General features: G+C 72.4%; 15 protein-coding genes and 1 tRNA gene. 9 read left to right on the top strand and 7 right to left on the bottom strand.

Going from position 1 to position 15,807, the window contains the following annotated elements:
• Positions 1-54 precede the first annotated feature (54 nt).
• Together ACTOWL_RS31095 and ACTOWL_RS31090 are read right to left on the bottom strand one after the other, a co-directional pair.
• On the bottom strand, positions 55-1,314 hold the full coding sequence (locus ACTOWL_RS31095; protein ID WP_441325165.1) for an ABC transporter substrate-binding protein: 1,260 nt from the start codon (positions 1,312-1,314) through the stop codon (positions 55-57).
• Between the two features lie 67 nt (positions 1,315-1,381).
• A complete protein-coding gene (locus ACTOWL_RS31090) occupies positions 1,382-2,569 on the bottom strand; it encodes a class I SAM-dependent rRNA methyltransferase (protein ID WP_441325164.1) in 1,188 nt (395 codons plus the stop codon).
• A gap of 107 nt (positions 2,570-2,676) precedes the next feature.
• On the opposite strand from ACTOWL_RS31090, the gene ACTOWL_RS31085 reads away from it, so the two are divergent.
• The 5 genes from ACTOWL_RS31085 (at position 2,677) to ACTOWL_RS31065 (ending at position 7,805) form a co-directional block, all read left to right on the top strand.
• On the top strand, positions 2,677-3,696 hold the full coding sequence (locus ACTOWL_RS31085) for a P1 family peptidase (RefSeq protein WP_441325163.1): 1,020 nt from the start codon (positions 2,677-2,679) through the stop codon (positions 3,694-3,696).
• Positions 3,697-3,793: 97 nt separating this feature from the next.
• The gene (locus tag ACTOWL_RS31080) at positions 3,794-5,266 is read left to right on the top strand and encodes an ABC transporter substrate-binding protein (protein ID WP_441325162.1); all 1,473 of its coding nucleotides are present in this window, start codon (positions 3,794-3,796) and stop codon (positions 5,264-5,266) included.
• Positions 5,267-5,304: 38 nt separating this feature from the next.
• On the top strand, positions 5,305-6,252 hold the full coding sequence (locus ACTOWL_RS31075) for an ABC transporter permease (RefSeq protein ID WP_441325161.1): 948 nt from the start codon (positions 5,305-5,307) through the stop codon (positions 6,250-6,252).
• 2 nt (positions 6,253-6,254) lie between these two features.
• Complete coding sequence (locus ACTOWL_RS31070) at positions 6,255-7,085, top strand: ABC transporter permease (RefSeq protein ID WP_441325188.1); 831 nt, start codon at positions 6,255-6,257, stop codon at positions 7,083-7,085.
• 102 nt (positions 7,086-7,187) lie between these two features.
• Positions 7,188-7,805, top strand: coding sequence for a glutathione S-transferase family protein (locus tag ACTOWL_RS31065; protein WP_441325160.1), 618 nt, complete (start codon positions 7,188-7,190; stop codon positions 7,803-7,805).
• 80 nt (positions 7,806-7,885) lie between these two features.
• Here ACTOWL_RS31065 and ACTOWL_RS31060 read toward each other — a convergent pair whose 3' ends face one another.
• Positions 7,886-9,049, bottom strand: coding sequence for a M24 family metallopeptidase (locus ACTOWL_RS31060; RefSeq protein ID WP_441325159.1), 1,164 nt, complete (start codon positions 9,047-9,049; stop codon positions 7,886-7,888).
• 13 nt (positions 9,050-9,062) lie between these two features.
• Positions 9,063-9,557 (bottom strand): xanthine phosphoribosyltransferase, encoded by a 495-nt coding sequence (gene gpt, locus ACTOWL_RS31055; RefSeq protein ID WP_441325158.1) that lies wholly within the window; start codon positions 9,555-9,557, stop codon positions 9,063-9,065.
• A 148-nt stretch (positions 9,558-9,705) separates the two neighbouring features.
• Between gpt and ACTOWL_RS31050 the strand changes: the two genes are divergently transcribed.
• Entirely contained in the window at positions 9,706-9,963 is a 258-nt protein-coding gene (locus ACTOWL_RS31050; protein ID WP_441325157.1) for a hypothetical protein, read from the top strand.
• Between the two features lie 13 nt (positions 9,964-9,976).
• Here the strand turns inward: ACTOWL_RS31050 and ACTOWL_RS31045 are convergent, their stop codons facing one another.
• Positions 9,977-10,606 (bottom strand): FecR family protein, encoded by a 630-nt coding sequence (locus ACTOWL_RS31045; protein WP_441325156.1) that lies wholly within the window; start codon positions 10,604-10,606, stop codon positions 9,977-9,979.
• Positions 10,607-10,743: 137 nt separating this feature from the next.
• Here ACTOWL_RS31045 and ACTOWL_RS31040 point away from each other — a divergent pair, with 137 nt between their 5' ends.
• Positions 10,744-11,457: a Crp/Fnr family transcriptional regulator gene (locus ACTOWL_RS31040; protein WP_441325155.1), complete on the top strand. Its 714-nt coding sequence runs from the start codon at positions 10,744-10,746 to the stop codon at positions 11,455-11,457.
• 4 nt (positions 11,458-11,461) lie between these two features.
• Positions 11,462-13,591 (top strand): CHASE2 domain-containing protein, encoded by a 2,130-nt coding sequence (locus ACTOWL_RS31035; protein ID WP_441325154.1) that lies wholly within the window; start codon positions 11,462-11,464, stop codon positions 13,589-13,591.
• 4 nt (positions 13,592-13,595) lie between these two features.
• On the opposite strand, the gene ACTOWL_RS31030 is transcribed toward ACTOWL_RS31035, so the two are convergent.
• Both ACTOWL_RS31030 and ACTOWL_RS31025 read right to left on the bottom strand, forming a co-directional pair.
• The gene (locus tag ACTOWL_RS31030) at positions 13,596-13,793 is read right to left on the bottom strand and encodes a hypothetical protein (protein WP_441325153.1); all 198 of its coding nucleotides are present in this window, start codon (positions 13,791-13,793) and stop codon (positions 13,596-13,598) included.
• Between the two features lie 112 nt (positions 13,794-13,905).
• A tRNA-Gln gene (locus ACTOWL_RS31025) sits at positions 13,906-13,980 on the bottom strand.
• Positions 13,981-14,117: 137 nt separating this feature from the next.
• On the opposite strand from ACTOWL_RS31025, the gene ACTOWL_RS31020 reads away from it, so the two are divergent.
• Positions 14,118-15,807, top strand: a 1,690-nt coding sequence (locus tag ACTOWL_RS31020; RefSeq protein WP_441325152.1) for a tetratricopeptide repeat protein, incomplete at its 3' end; no start/stop codon positions are given.

The raw sequence follows: 15,807 nt of genomic DNA, 5'->3' as shown, positions 1-15,807 counted from the left end.
GGCGATTGGCATACTCTGCCAATCGCCCCGATCGTGTTCAGCCCTGCGCTGCTTTCACTTCCCCGGCGGCTTGTACCAGGCGTCGAGGGTCTCCTGGACCTTGGCGCCGGCCTGCTCCGCGGTCATCGAGCCGTTCAGCACCTGGGCCGAGACGTTCCAGATCGCCTGGTCGACATTGGGCTTGCCGCGCGACAGGATCTGGTGCGCCAGGCGGATGTTGCCGCCGCACTTGTCCTTCCAGCCCTGGAACTCCGCCGCCAGCGGGTCCTTCAGCTCGACCTTGTGGGTCGAGAGGGTGAAGAAGCCCGGCAGGGCGTTGGTGTAGAGCGTCGCGAACTCGGCCGAGGCCACCCATTCCAGGAAGGCGCGCGCCGCCTCCGGATGCTTGGTCTTCGCATTCATGCCGAAGCCGAGATCAGTGTGGTTCGAGATGAAGCAGGGGTCGCCCGCCTTCGCCACCGGCGGCGGGAAGGCGCCGAGCGGGAACTCGGCCTGGGCCTCGAACAGCGGGATCTCCCACGACCCGGCCGGGTAGATCGCGGCGCGGCCGAGGGTGAACAGGTTCTGGCTGTCCGGGTAGGACTGCGCCTCGTAGCCGTCGGCCAGATAGGGCTTCCACTTCGCCAACTCGGCCCAGGCGGCGACGTAGGGCGCGTCGGTGAACTTGGCGGTGCCGGCGATCAGCGCCTTGCGGCCGGGGTCGCCCTGCCAGTGGTTCGGGCCGATGTTCTGGAAGCCCATGGTCGCGGCCTCCCACTGGTCGGCGCTGCCGATCGAGAGCGGGATCTCGCCGGCGGCCTTGATCTTGTCGAGCAGGGCGAAGAACTCGGCCTCGGTCTGCGGCGGGGTCAGGCCGAGCTTGTCGAAGATGGTCTTGTTGTAGATGAAGCCGCCGATCACCGAGCCGACCGGCACGCAATAGGTGGTCTTGCCGTCGTCGGTGCTCCAGGCCGTCCGCGACGCCTCCGGGAAGGCGTCGATGCCCTTGAGGTCGTTGACCGCCGCCAGATGCCCCTTCTGGAACAGGGCCAGCGAGGCGTCGAAGGCGCGGCAGGCGACGATGTCGCCGGCGACCCCGCCCTCCATCTTGGCGTTCAGCGCGGCGTTGTACTCGGTCGGCGCCGAGGGCGCGAAGTTCAGCTTGATCCCCGGATGCGACGACTCGAAGGCCGGGACGATCTTGTCCTGCCAGATCTTGAGGTCGTCGTTGCGCCAACTCTCGATCGTCAGGGTGACGTCCTCGGCGCGGGCGGTGCCGGCCAGGACGGCGAGCGCCGCGCCCATCAGCAGGGCACGGGTCAGGATGGTGGTCATTGTCTCGGGCCTCCCCTTTTGGCTGGTCTAGACCAGCGGGAGCGGCCCGGCTTGTCAACCCGACTCGTCAGTCGAGCTGCAGGACGATTCCCTTCAAATAGGCACTTTCCGGCAGCAGCGGGTGCACCGGATGGTCCGGCCCGGCGCCGGACTGGCGCAGGATCCGGCCCATCCGCCCGGCATCGACCAGGCCGCGGGCCACCTGCTCGGCGAACAGCGCCGGGTCGACGTGATGGCTGCAGGAGAAGATGCAGAGGAAGCCGCCGCGCTCGGTCACCCGCGCCGCCAGCCGGGCCAGCTTGGCGTAGCCGCGCGACCCGGCGGCGAGGTCCTTCTTCGACTTGACGAAGGCCGGCGGGTCGACCACCACCACCGGCCAGCGCTCGCCCTCCCCGCCGCGCCGCTCCAGCTCGGCGAAGGCCTCGCCGCGGGCCATGACGACCCGGTCGGCAACGCCGTTGGCGGCCGCCGCCTTGGCCGCCAGCTCCAGCGACGGGGCCGAGCGGTCGACCAGCGTCACCGCCTCGGCGCCGGCCAGCGCCGCCTGGATGCCGAAGCCGCCGGTGTGGGTGTAGACGTCGAGCAGCCGCCGGCCGCGGGCCAGCTTGGCCACGAAGGCGCGGTTGTCGCGCTGGTCGAAGAACCAGCCGGTCTTCTGGCCGCCCAGCGGGTCGGCCTCGAACCTCGCGCCGTTCTCCTCGACCGCGACCGGGCCGTCGAGGGCACCGCGGGCGACCCGAACCTCCTCCGCCAACCCTTCCAGGCCGCGCATGGCGCTGTCGTTGCGCAGCACGATGGCGCGGGGCTTGAGCAGCTCCTCCAGCGCGTCGCAGAGCGGTGTTTCCAGCCGGTCCATCAGCGCCGTGTTGCTCTGCAGCACCAGCACGTCGCCGTAGCGGTCGATGATCAGCCCCGGCAGCCCGTCGGCCTCGGCATGGACCAGGCGGTAGAAGGGCCGGTCGAACAGCGTGTCGCGCAGCGCCAGGGCCGCGACCAGGCGCCGGCGCAGGAAGCCGGTGTCGATCGCCGTATCCGGGCTACGGTCGAGCATGCGCACGGCGATCAGCGCGTGCCGGTTGAAGCCGCCGATGCCGAGGGACTTGCCGCTGGCCGCCTCGACCCGCACCGGGGCGCCGAGCGGCACCTCGCGCAGCTCCGGCGTCATGGCGATCTCGTTCGAGAAGATCCAGGGATGGCCGGCGGCGACGCGCTTGTCGCGGCCGGGCTGCAGGCGGATGAGCGGCAGATCGGTCATGGCGGCGGAGCATAGGGTCGCGGCCGCAGGACGGGAACCACGATCGGCGTTGACGGCGCGCCGGCCCGTCCTGTCTGCTGGCCGCGCCGCTGCCGCAGAGACTGCACATGACCATCCGCCCGGGCCCGCGCAATTCCATCACCGACATCGCCGGCCTGCTGGTCGGCCAGGCCGAGGACATGGCGGCGCGCACCGGCGTGACCGTGCTGCTGCCGGAGAGGCGCTGCACCGGCGCGGTCGATGTCCGCGGCGGCGCCCCCGGCACGCGCGACACCGACGCGCTGGACCCGACCTGCCTGGTCGAGGCGATCGATGCGGTGGTGCTGTCCGGCGGCTCGGTGCATGGGCTGGAGGCGGCGTCGGGCGTCGTCGCCTGGCTCGCCGCGCGCGGCCGCGGCCATCCGGTGGGCAGCATCCGGGTGCCGATCGTGCCGGCCGCGATCCTGTTCGACCTGACCAATGGCGGCGACAAGGGCTGGGGCGACACCCCGCCCTACCGCGCCTTGGCGCTGGCCGCCTGCGACGCCGCCGGCACCGAGGTGCGCCAGGGCAATGCCGGCGCCGGCACCGGCGCCAAGACCGCGACCTGCAAGGGCGGGCTGGGCACCGCTTCCGCCATCGACCCCGAGACCGGTGTCACGATCGGCGCGCTGGTCGCCGCCAACCCGATCGGCGCCGTGACCATGCCGGACGGCACCTTCTGGGCCTGGCCCTGGGAGCACAAGGGCGAGTTCGGCGGCCCGCACCGCCCGACCGGGCCGGCGGGGCCGGAGCCGGTGCTGTTCCGCCATCCCGCTTCGCCCCAGCCGGAGCCCGGCGGCAACACCACGATCGGCATCGTCGCCTGCGACGCCGCCCTGACCAAGGCCGAGGCGCAGCGCCTGGCGATCATGGCGCAGGACGGGCTGGCCCGCGCCATCCGCCCGGTGCACACGCCGATGGACGGCGACACCGTCTTCGCCCTGGCCACCGGCGCCGTGCAGCTGCCGGAGGCGCGGGCCGTGGCGCTGGCCCGGATCGGCGCCATCGCCGCCGACTGCGTCGCCCGCGCCATCGCCCGCGGCGTCTGGCACGCCGGGACGCTGGGGCCGCACCAGGGCTGGCGGGAGAAATACGGCAAGCCTTGAACCCGCCCCGGCGGCGCTGCCATCATCTGCGGCGAACGCGAAGGGCCGGGGGATTCGGTCCCACCGGCACAGGGAGACGATGATGGGGATGAGGGGCATGCTCGCAGCCGCCGTTCTGGCGGCCGGGCTGATCGCAACGCCGGCGCTGGCCGCCAAGGACCAGGCCGTGATCGGCATGGTGCTGGAGCCGCCGAACCTGGACCCGACCGGCGGCGCCGCCGCGGCCATCGCCGAAGTGGTCTATGCCAACCTGTTCGAGGGGCTGACCCGGATCGACGAGAACGGCCAGGTGCAGCCGGGGCTGGCCACCGAATGGACGGTGTCGGACGACGCCCTGACCTACACCTTCACCGTGCGCCGCGGCACCACCTTCCACGACGGCACCAAATTCGACAGCGAGGCGGTGAAGTTCTCGCTGGACCGGGCCCGCGCCGCCGATTCGACCAATCCGCAGAAGGTCTTCTTCGAGCCGATCCAGTCGGTCGACACCCCGGCGGCGGACCAGGTGGTGATCACCCTGTCGCATCCGGACGGGCTGTTCCTGTTCCATCTCGGCCAGGCGGCGGCGCTGATCGTGGCGCCGAACTCCGCCGCCGACAACGGCACCCACCCGATCGGCACGGGCCCGTTCAAATTCGTCGAATGGGTGCCGGGCGATCATGTCACCCTCGAACGCACCGACGCCTATGCCGGCGACAAGCCGCCGCTGAACCGGCTGATCTTCCGCTTCGTCGCCGACCCGGCGGCGGCCTCGGCTGCGGTGATGTCGGGCGACATCGACGCCTTCCCGAACATGCCGGCGCCGGAGACGCTGGACCAGTTCAAGGCCGATCCGCGCTTCGCGGTCGAGATCGGCACCACTGCCGGCGAGACCGTGATGGCGGTGAACCAGCGCCGCAAGCCGTTCGGCGACGTCAAGGTGCGGCGGGCCCTGGCCATGGCGATCGACCGCCAGGTGCTGATCGACGGCGCCATGTTCGGCTACGGCACCCCGATCGGCAGCCATTTCGCGCCCTATGAGGCGGCCTACAAGGACCTGACCGGCGCCTATCCCTATGACCCGGCCAAGGCCAAGGCGCTGCTGGCCGAGGCCGGCTATCCGGACGGCTTCAAGGCGACCTTGAAGCTGCCGCCGCCCGGCTATGCCCGCCGCAGCGGCGAGATCATCCAGGCGCAGCTGGCCGAGATCGGCGTCCAGGTCGAGCTGGTGCCGGTGGAATGGGCGCAGTGGCTGGAGCAGGTGTTCAAGGGCTTCGACTACGACATGACCATCGTCGCGCACACCGAGGCGCTGGACATCGACATCTACGCCCGCGGCAAGGACAAGTACTATTTCGGCTACGACAACCCGACCTTCGACCAGGTGATCCAGCAGTTGAACCGCACGATCGACCCGGAGCAGCGCAAGGCCCTGTACCAGCAGGCGCAGCAGATCCTGTCCGACGACGAGGCCGCGGTGTTCCTGTTCCAGCTGCCCAAGACCGGGGTGCGCAACGCCAAGCTGATGGGGATGTGGAAGAACAGCCCGATCGCCGCCAACGACATGACCAAGGCCTATTGGGTGGAATGACCGGCTGCACCGACCCCGCCGCGCCAGGCGCCTGACCGATGCTCGGCTTCCTGGGGCGGCGGGTGCTGACGCTGCTGTTCACGCTGTTCGCCGCCTCGGTGGTGGTGTTCACCGTGCTCGAGGTGCTGCCCGGCGACCCGGCGCTGCTGATGCTGGGCACCGAGGCGCGCGAGGACACGCTGGCGGCCCTGCGTAGCCAGATGGGCCTCGACCGGCCGGCGCCGGTCCGCTACCTCGACTGGGTCGGCGGGGCGCTGACCGGCGATTTCGGCACCAGCTACACCTACAAGATGCCGGTGGCGAAGCTGATCGGCGACCGGCTGGCGGTGACCGCGCCGCTGGCGCTGTTCGCCCTGGCGCTGTCGACCGCGCTGGCCATCCCGCTCGGCATGCTGGCCGCGGTCAGGCACAACCGGATCGGCGACTGGGGGGTGATGGGGTTCAGCCAGCTCGGCCTTGCCGTGCCCAGCTTCTGGGTCGGCATCATGCTGATCTGGCTGTTCGCGCTGCAGCTCGGCTGGTTCGGCGCCGGCGGCTTTCCCGGCTGGTCCGCCGGCTGGGGTCGGGCCCTGCACGCGCTGGTGCTGCCGGCCGTGGCCCTGGCCCTGACCGAGGCCGCCATCCTGGCCCGCATCGTCCGCTCCGCGATGCTGGAGACGATGCGCGAGGACTATGTCCGCACCGCCCGGGCCAAGGGCCTGTCGAAGGGCCAGGTGCTGCGCCGCCACGTGCTGCGCAACGCCCTGATCCCGGTCGCCACCATCGTCGGGCTGCAGTTCGGCTTCCTGATGGCGGGCGCGGTGGTGGTGGAGAACGTCTTCACCCTGCCCGGGCTGGGCCGGCTGGCCTTCCAGGCCATCGCCCAGCGCGACCTGATCGTGGTCAAGAACGTGGTGGTGCTGCTGGCCGCCATCGTCGTCACGGTCAATTTCCTGGTCGACGTGGTCTATGCCGTGATCGACCCGCGGCCGAAGCAAGCGGGGTGACGATGGTCCGGCTGTTCGCCCATCGCGGCTTTGCCCTCGGCCTCGCCCTCTGCGTCGTCTTCATCGGCATGGCGCTGCTCAGCCTGGCCTGGACGCCGTTTCCGCCGAACGCCATCGCCATCCCGCAGAAGCTGCAGGCGCCGGGCGCGCTGCACTGGCTGGGCACCGACCAGCTGGGCCGCGATACGCTGTCCCGCATCATGGTCGGCGCCCGCACCTCGGTCGCGGTCGGGGTGGTCGCGGTCGTGATCGGCCTGGTCCTCGGCGTGCCGCTCGGCCTGTGGGCGGCGGCAAGGCGCGGCTGGACCGACGAGATCCTGGGCCGCGCCGTCGACCTGACCTTCGCCTTCCCGGCGATCCTCAGCGCCATCCTGATCACCGCCCTGCTGGGCCCCGGCGCGGTCAATGCCATCCTGGCGATCGGCATCTTCAACATCGCCGTCTTCGCCCGGGTGGCGCGCGGCGCCGCCCTGGTGGTCTATGGCCGCGACTTCGTCCGCGCCGCCCAGTCGCTGGGCCGGTCGCGGCTGGACATCGCGCTGCGCCACGTGCTGCCGAACATGGCCAACGCCCTGATCGTGCAGGCGACGATCCAGTTCGCCATCGCCATTCTGGCCGAGGCGGCGCTGGGCTATCTCGGCCTCGGCACCCAGCCACCGCAGGCCAGCTGGGGCAAGATGCTGCTGGACGCCCAGACCCTGCTGGCCCAGGCGCCGCTGCAGGCGGTGTTCCCGGGCCTGGCCATCGCCGTGGCGGTGCTGGGCCTGAACCTGATCGGCGACGGGCTGCGCGACCTGCTGGATCCCCGGATGAAGGTCGGACGGATAGGGTAGCTCCTCACGCAAAAAACTTGCGTGTAAACACGATCATCGCGCGCACCTCCCGCAAGCGGGCGGATAGGGTCGTGACAGCCCCACTGCACGCCGGGACCGACCATGAAGCTGCTGTACCAGACCCATTCCCCCTATGCCCGCAAGGTGCTGGTGATGGCGCATGAGGCCGGGCTGGCCGGGCGGATCGAGGTGATCCATCACGAGACCAGCCCGACCCGGCGCAACGAGGCGGTGTTCGCCGCCAACCCGCTGGGCAAGGTGCCGGTGCTGATCTGCGAGGACGGGCTGGCGCTGTTCGATTCCGTGGCGATCTGCGACCACCTGGACCAGTTGCATGACGGGCCGAGGCTGATCCCGCCCGCCGGCCGGGCGCGGGCCTTGACCCTGCGGCTGCAGGCCCTGGCCCAGGGTCTGGCCGATGCCGGCATCGCCCTGCGCTGGGAGACCGGGCGCCGGCCGGAGGCGCTGCGCTACCCTGCCCTGGCCGAGGGCCAGGCGGCGAAGCTGGAAGCGGGCTATGATTTCGTCGAGCGCGAGGTCGAGCTCGACGGGCCGGTGGATCTCGGCCAGATCGCCCTGGCCACCGCCCTGAGCTGGCTGGAGTTCCGCGACCTGCCGGAATTCCGCCCCGGCCGGCCGCGGCTCTCGGCCTGGTTCGATGCCTTCAGTCGCCGCCCGTCGATGCGGGCGACGCCGTTGTCGGGAGAAACCCACGATTGACGACGTAGGTTGGGTTCGCCCTTGCGAACCCAACATCGCACCGCCTGAGCCATTGTTGGGTTCGCTGACGCGAACCCAACCTACGAAGCGACAACCAGATCCGTCGGCGCCAGGGTCAGCGGTTCGCAGCCGGTGTCGGTGACCAGCACGGTCTGGCCCGAGGTCATGGCCAAGCCGCGGTCGCTGTCGTAGAGGATAATGTGGATGAAGAACACCATCCCCGGCGCCGCCAGCGTCGGGTTGCCGTGGAAGAACATCGACAGCCCCGGCGCATCCATCCAGTTCGGCGCGAAGGTGGTGCCGAGCGCATAGCCGCAGGCGTTCAGCCGGGCGTGGCGCAGCCCGGCCGCGTCCGCCACCCTTGCATGGGCATCGAACACGTCGCCGAGCGGGTGGCCCGGCCTCAAAGCCGCCTTCGCCGCCTCCAGCGCCTCGACCGCCGCCTGATGCATCGCCCGGTGCTCGGGCGAGGCCTTGCCGACCAGCAGGGTGCGCATCAGGCAGGCGTGGTAGTGGCGGTAGGTGCCGGCGAATTCCAGCGTCAGCTGGTCCTCGGCCGAGAGGTGGCGCCGGCCGGTGAAGTAGCGGCACATCAGGGCGCCGGGGCCGGAGCCGATGATGAACTCGTTGGCCGGGTCGTCGCCGCCGCCGCGCCAGACCGCGCCCTGCATCGCCGCCAGGATGTCGCCCTCGAAGGCGCCGGGCCCGGTCAGCTTGACCGCCTCGTCATAGGCGGCGTCGGCCAGCTTCGCCGCCTCGCGCACATAGGCGAGCTCGGCCGGGCTCTTGATCAGGCGGAAGCGGGAGACGAGGTCGGAGGCGTCCTCATGTGCCGTATAGCCGTCGAGCTTGGCCCTGAGGCGGAAGCCGAGCGCCGCGGTCAGGCCGTAGGCGTCCCATTCGACGCCGACCTTGCCGCCGCGGGCATCGTATTCGTCCAGGATCGCCAGCAGGTCGTCCGCCGGCTCGGACCCCGCCCGGTCGACCCAGACGCGGACATCCTCGATCACCGAGGTGAAATAAGCCTGCCGCTCGTCGGCGGAGCGGGTGAGGAGCGTCATGCGCCCGTCCACGCTCAGCCACAGGCACTGGAAATAGACATAGCCGAAGGTGTCGTAGCCGGTCAGCCAGTACAGCGACTCCTGGCGGAACACCAGCAGGCCGTCGAGGCCGCGGGCGGCGATCTCGGCACAGACGCGGCGGCGGCGGTCCGCCAGCTCCGACGCCTCGAAATGGATCGGCATGAGGGCTCTCGCTTCAGCGCTTCTGGGCGCGGATCTCCGCGATCGGCTCGGCGTAGCGGTACTCGATGTCCCAGGGGAAGAAGATCCAGGTGTCCTGGCTGACCTCGGTGATGAAGGTGTCGACCAACGGGCGGCCGGCCGGCTTGGCGTAGACCGTGGCGAAATGCGCCTTCGGCAGCAGGTCGCGCACCACCCGGGCGGTGCGGCCGGTGTCGACCAGGTCGTCGACGATCAGCCAGCCCTCGCCGTCGCCCTCCACCGGCGCCTTCAGCACCTTGGATTCGCGCTGGTCCTGGTGGTCATAGGTCGAGACGCAGACTGTGTCGATCAGCCGGACGTCGAGTTCGCGCGCCAGGATCGCGGCCGGCACCAGCCCGCCGCGGGTGATGGCGACGATGCCCTTCCACGGTCCCAGCTCGGCCAGGCGCCAGGCCAGGGCACGGGCGTTGCGGTGCAGCTCCTCCCAGGAGACCGGGAAATCCTTCCGGAACGACGCGTGCTCGGCCATGGTCGGTTCTCCAAAACCCCGTGGGGAATTGGCGCTTCATAGCGCAACCGGACCGGCACCGGAAGGGTGTGCCGGCCTTGATCCTGCCATGCTTGAAGACGATTCTCCGCCCCGCAGCCCCCGCGGCTGCGCTGCATCAGAGAATCGGATGTTCCGCCTCGTCCTGACCGCCGGCCTTCTCGCCGTCCTCGCCGGCCCCGCTTTGGCCGCCGAATCCTGCGACGTGAACGCCGAATCCGCGGCCGTGGTCGCGGCCTGGGGCTCCAAGGTGCGCGACGGGTCGCTGCCCGAGGACAAGCTGTCCGAGATCTCCAGCAAGATCCAGTCGCTGCCCTCGATCAGCGCCCAGGACCCGAACAAGGCCTGCGCCGTCCTGGCCGAGATCAAGCGCGACCTCGGCCTGTAGGCCTCGGCCTGCCTCAGCGGAAGCCGACCATCGCCAGCGCCCGCCGGACCTTCTCGGCCGGCCAGCGCTTGACCTCGCCCGGCGGCGCCTTGCGGCTGGTGACGGCCGTGCCCTCGCCGGGACCGAGCAGCACCGAGCCGGCATCGGTCGAGACCTCGACCGCGCCGTCGAGGACCAGGACGCCGAAGGCGCCGTCGATCGGGCCGGCGAAGAAGCGGGTGCCGCGCACCCCGAGCGTGGCCACCCCGGTCTCGATGGTGACCCTGTGGCCGGGCGCCTGCTCGACGCCGCCGCCACCGAACGTAAAGGCGCCCTGCAGCCGGCGCAGCGCCAGCACGGCGCTGCCGTCGGCCCCGCCATAGGCGAAGCCGTCGACCACCAGCCGGGCCGCCGGCCCGAGCGTCAGCTCGGTGCCGTCGTCGAGCTTGACCTGCAGCCGCGACTGCGGGCCGGTCCACAGCGTGTCGTCGAGGAACACCGGCGAGGCCGGGTCGAGCAGCCGGTCCTGGCCCTGGTAGTAGGCGCCGGCCGCCGGCTCGAGCCGGTCGACCTGGCCGATCTTCGGGCGGTCCTGGGCCAGGGCCCCGGCCGGCAGCAGCAGGCAGGCGAGGACGAACCCGACGGAGCGTGAAAGTCGTGACATCGCAATCTCCCTTTCCGAGAGATCATGGTTCGGAGCGGGGCCGTCCGGTGTTACCTAGGGCATTGCGCAGCGCGACCGGGCCTTCCCGTGATGGAAGACAGCTCCTATCTTAGCGCAGTCCAGGCAGGAGAGTGTCAGTGGCCAGCGTGTCGCCGGCGGAGAAGCGTCGCCTTCTGTCCGAGACCCCGTTCTTCGCCGCCTTCCCCCCGGCCCAGCGCGACGCTCTGGCGGCCCGCCTGACCGAGCGCAGCTACGCGGACGGCGAGACCATCCTGCTGCGCGGCGACGAGAGCACGAATCTGCTGATCGTCACGGCCGGCCGCGCCGCCCTGCGCCTGACCTCGCCGCAGGGGCGCGAGATCCTGCTCGCCATCCTCGAGCCGGGCGAGATCTTCGGCGAGATGTCGCTGTTGGACGGCCGCGGCCGCAGCGCCGACGCCGTCGCCTTCGGCCCCTGCCGGCTCCTGAGCCTGGAGCGGCGCGACATGCTGCCGGTGCTGCGCGAATCGCCCGAGGCCTGCATCCGGCTGCTGGAGCTGCTGTCGACCCGGCTGCGGCGCACCAGCGACCAGCTCGAGGGCGTGGCCCTGATGACCCTGCCGTCGCGGCTGGCGCGGCTGCTGCTGACGCTGAGCGAGACCCACGGCGCCCGCAACGCGGGCGGCCAGGTGCTGCTGCCGCTGGCCCTGTCGCAGCGCGACCTCGGCCAGCTGATCGGGGCCAGCCGCGAGAAGGTCAACCTGCAGCTCGGCCGCTGGTCCGCCGAAGGGCTGCTGCGGCGGCAGGACGGGGCGCTGGTGATCTGCGACACCGACGGGCTCGCCGACATCGCCGACGCCGGGGCGCCCTGACCCGATGCACCGCCTCTGGCGCCGCTTCGGCCCGATCCTGCCCGGGCTCCTGGTCCTGGCCGCGCTGGTGGCGTTGCGCCTGGCCGACCCGGCGCCGATGGCGGCGCTGCGGCTGCAGGGCTTCGACCTGCTGCAGCGGCTGGCGCCGCGCGCCTACGACCCCGCCGTGCCGGTCCGCGTGGTCGCGATCGACGACGAATCCCTGCGTCGGCTCGGGCAATGGCCCTGGCCGCGCGACCGCCTGGCCCGGCTGGTCGACCGGCTGGCGCTGGCCGGGGCGGCGGCGGTCGTGCGCGTCCTCGGCCTGGCCGAGCCGGACCGCGGCGCCCCGGCCCGGATCGGCGAGTTGCTGGCGGGGCGCGCCGACCCGGCGGTGCTGGCGGCGCTGACCCGGGACCTGCCGGAGCGCGACCGCGTCCTCGCCGGGGCGCTCGGCCGGACCCGCAGCGTCGTCGCCTTCGCCCCGGCCGAGGATCCGGGCCGACTGCCGCGCATCGTCGCCAGCTTCGCCGAGATCGGACCGGCGCGACAGCGGCTCGACCGCTTCGCCGGGGCGGTGCCCAGCCTGCCGGAATTCGAGGCCGCGGCCTCGGGCAATGGCAGCATCGGCGCGCCGACGGGCCGGGACGAGGTGCTGCGGCGGCTACCTGCCGTCTCCCGGCTCGGCGACACCCTGATCCCGTCGCTCGCGGTCGAGGCGCTGCGGGTCGCCCAGGGCGCCGGCACCGTGACGCTGCGGGCCGCGCCCGACGGCCCGGGGCTGGACGCGATCCGGATTGGCGAGGTGATCCTGCCGGTGGCGCCGGACGGCCAGTTCTGGTTGCAATTCACGCCGGACGCGCCGGCCCGCCAGGTGGCGGCGTGGCGGGTGCTCGACCCGGCCGTGCCGGAGGCCGAGCTGGCGACGGCGCTGCGCGGGCGGATCGCGCTGATCGGCGTCACCGCCACCGGCTTCGGCGACAGCGTGCTGACGCCGCTGCGCGACCGCATCGCCGGCGTCACCGCCCATGCCGAGGCGCTGGAGCAGATCCTGCTCGGCCGCCACCTGACCCGGCCGGCCTGGGCCATGGCGCTCGAGATCGGGCTGCTGCTGGTGCTCGGCCTCGCCCTGATCGCCTCCTGGCGGCGGCTGCCGGCGATCGTCGCGGGCGGTCTGGTGGTGCTGGCCGTCGTGCCGATCGCCGCCGGTGCCTTCCTGGCCTATCGCCAGGCCGGGCTGCTGCTCGATCCGACCCTGCCGACGCTGGGCCTGCTGCTGACCCACGGCGCGGTCGCGGCAACGGCGCAATGGCGGGTCGAGCGAGACCGCCGCGCCATCCGCGCGGCCTTCGCGCAATATCTCGCCCCCGCCCTGGTGGCCCGGCTGGCGGAGCACCCCGAGCGGCTGCGGCTCGGCGGCGAATGGCGCGAGATGTCGTTCATCTTCACCGACATCGCCGGCTTCACCAGCCTGAGCGAGACCGTGCCGCCGGACCGGCTGGTGGCGACGCTGAACGCCTATTTCGACGGCGTCTGCGGCTGCGTGCTGGAGGCCGGCGGCACCATCGACAAGATGGTGGGCGACGCGCTGCACGCGATGTTCGGCGCCCCGGTGGACCAGCCCGACCATGCCGAGCGCGCCGTCGCCTGCGCCCTGGCGATCCACCGCTTCACCACCGGCTTCGCCGCCGCCCGCCGGGCCGAGGGCATGCCCTTCGGCCGCACCCGGATCGGCGTCGCCACCGGCGGTGCCGTGGTCGGCAATTTCGGCAGCCGCCATCATTTCGACTACACCGCCTACAGCGACGCGGTGAATCTGACGGCGCGGCTGGAGAATGCCAACAAGGCACTGGGCACGCCGCTCTGCGTCGCCGCCGCCACGGCCAAGGCCTGCCCGGACCGGCGGTTCCGCCCGATCGGGCGGCTGCTGCTGCGCGGCGTCGGCGCGCCGGTCGAGGCGCTGATCCCCGACGAGCTCTGCCCCGCCCCCGCCGAGGCCTATGCCGCGGCCCATGCGGCGCTGCGCCGGGGCGAGGCCGGGGCCTCGATGCTGTTCGCGGTGCTGACGGCGGACCATCCGGAGGACCCGCTGGCGCGGCTCCACACACGGCGCCTGTCCGAAGGCGCCAAGGACGACCTGATCTCCGTCGACTGAGGGATCAGCGGTGGCGGCGCGGCAGGCGGAGGACGGCCGTCTGCCGGGTCGGCGCCCACACCGTCCAGCGCGGCGGCTGGACCACCCAGCGATGCGAGATCTGGGTCGGCCGCTCCATGTCGTCGTCCTGCCGGGCGGCGCGACACAAGGCGAGGCCGTAGAACAGGGCAAGCCCGAAACCGCCGATGAGAACCGCGAGCATCATCCGTACCTCCTGCTCCAGAAACGATGCAGCAGCCCCGCAGGTTCCGCGCGGACGGAGGCAGGCGCGAAGGCCGCGAACGGCGTATGCTTCGGATCGGAAGGAAGGAGGCTGGCTGGGGCGCTAGGATTCGAACCTAGGAATGGCGGGACCAAAACCCGCTGCCTTACCACTTGGCTACGCCCCAATCGGCCGGGCGGGATAGATAGCCCAGCCGGTGCAGCATCGCAACCGCGCGTTGCCGCCCGGATTTCGGCATAATAGAAGATTAAGCGCGTATGCGGGGCAGCGCGGATCACGGTAACGGTCGAGGCAGGTCACGGCATGAGCGGCGAACGGCCCCAGGACGACTCCCTCCAGTTTCCGGCGCAGACCGCGCCCGAGACACAGGACGAGGCCCGGCTCAACGCGTTGAACGACAGCGTGATGCAGCTGCAGCAGGAGCTGCGCAGCGCCCGCGGCGAGATCGATACGCTGAACGAGCAGCTGGCGGAGGCGGCGGTGGCGCAGCCGCGCCGCGGCGGGCTGCTCGGCTGGATCGCGGCGGCGGTGATCGCCGTGCTCGGCATCGGCAGCATCGCCCTGCTGGGCTTCGGCTCGCGCGAGCCGGCGGCGCCATCTCCCGCACCGGCAGGGACACCGGCGACGACCGCGGCCGCCCCGAACCCCGCGCCGGCACCGGCCGCTCCCGCTCCGGCGACGCCCCCGGCCGCACCGACGACCACGGCGCAGACAGGTGCGACGACCACCCCGGAACCGGCAACGCCGTCGCCGGCCGAGACCTCGGTGGCGACGGCGCCGCAGCCCGACGCCACCCTGGCGCCTGGCCCGGAGCCGGCGACTGCCCCGACGACGCCGGCTGCGGAACCGCAGGCCACGGCATCGGCCTCCGTGACTCCACCAGGCACCGAAGCGGAGCCCGCCGCTCCTTCGTCGCCGGCTGCGACGAGCCAGCCTCCGGCCACGTCCGCGGACCCGGCCGCGGCGCCCGACGATCCGGCGGCGCAGGCCCTGTTGCCCAACGACGCCTCGGCCGAGCTGCGCACCCTGGCCCGCCGGGCGATCGCCGGCGCGCCCGACGCCGAGCATGATCTCGGCACCTTCTACGCCCTCGGCCTGCAGATGCCGCGCAGCTTCGAGCGGGCCGCCTACTGGTACCGCAAGGCCGCCGACCACGGCGTCATCAACGCCGCCTACAATCTCGGCGTGCTGCTGGAGCGGGGCCTCGGCGTAGCGCGGGATTCGGCGACCGCGACGACCTATTTCCGCAAGGCGGCCGAGGCCGGCCACCCCGATTCGCAGAACGCGCTCGGCCTCGCCTATCTCAACGGCAGCGGCATCACCCGCGACCCGGCCGAGGCGCTGAAATGGTTCCGCCAGGCCAGCGCCAACGGCAATCCGCGCGGCGCCTACAACATGGGCCGGATGTACGAGACCGGCGCGGTCGGCGCCCCCGACCCGCGCGCCGCCGCCGGCTGGTACCGGGTCGCCGCCGATGCCGGCAGCGCCGACGCCCAGGCGGCGCTGGCCCGGCTGCAGGACGACGCCCCGCGCAGCGGCTTCGTCACCCTGGCGCCGGACGCCGCACCGGCGGTGCCTGCTCCCTCGCCCGCCGACGCCAGCGCCGATCAGCTCCTGGGGGCGCTGGCCTCCCAGCTCGCGCCGCCGGGAACGGCCGCCCCGGCGACAGCGCCGGAGGACCAGCCCGCCACCGCCGCCAAGGCCCCGATCCAGCCCCCGCTCCCCGGCCTGCGCCCGACGCCGCCGGCCGAGGAGCCGGCGACGGCAGCGGCCGACACCGCCCCGGCGGCTGAGCCGGCGGCGGAGCAGGCATCGGCCGAGCCGGCCGCGGCGCCGGCGGCCCAGACCGAGCCAGCGGCCGCGCCCGAGACCCCCGCCCTGATCATGGCCCACCCGGCCGGGACGACGGAGGCCGCTGCCGCCACCCCGGTGCCGGGCCGCCGTCCGGCTGCACCGGCCGCACCACCCGCGACCGAGACGGCCGCGGCTGGTA

Source organism: Inquilinus sp. CA228 (assembly GCF_052078665.1).
Lineage (GTDB): Bacteria > Pseudomonadota > Alphaproteobacteria > DSM-16000 > Inquilinaceae > Inquilinus.
The sequence above is the reverse complement of the archived record's forward strand: the minus strand, read 5'-3'. Positions and strand labels throughout refer to the sequence as shown.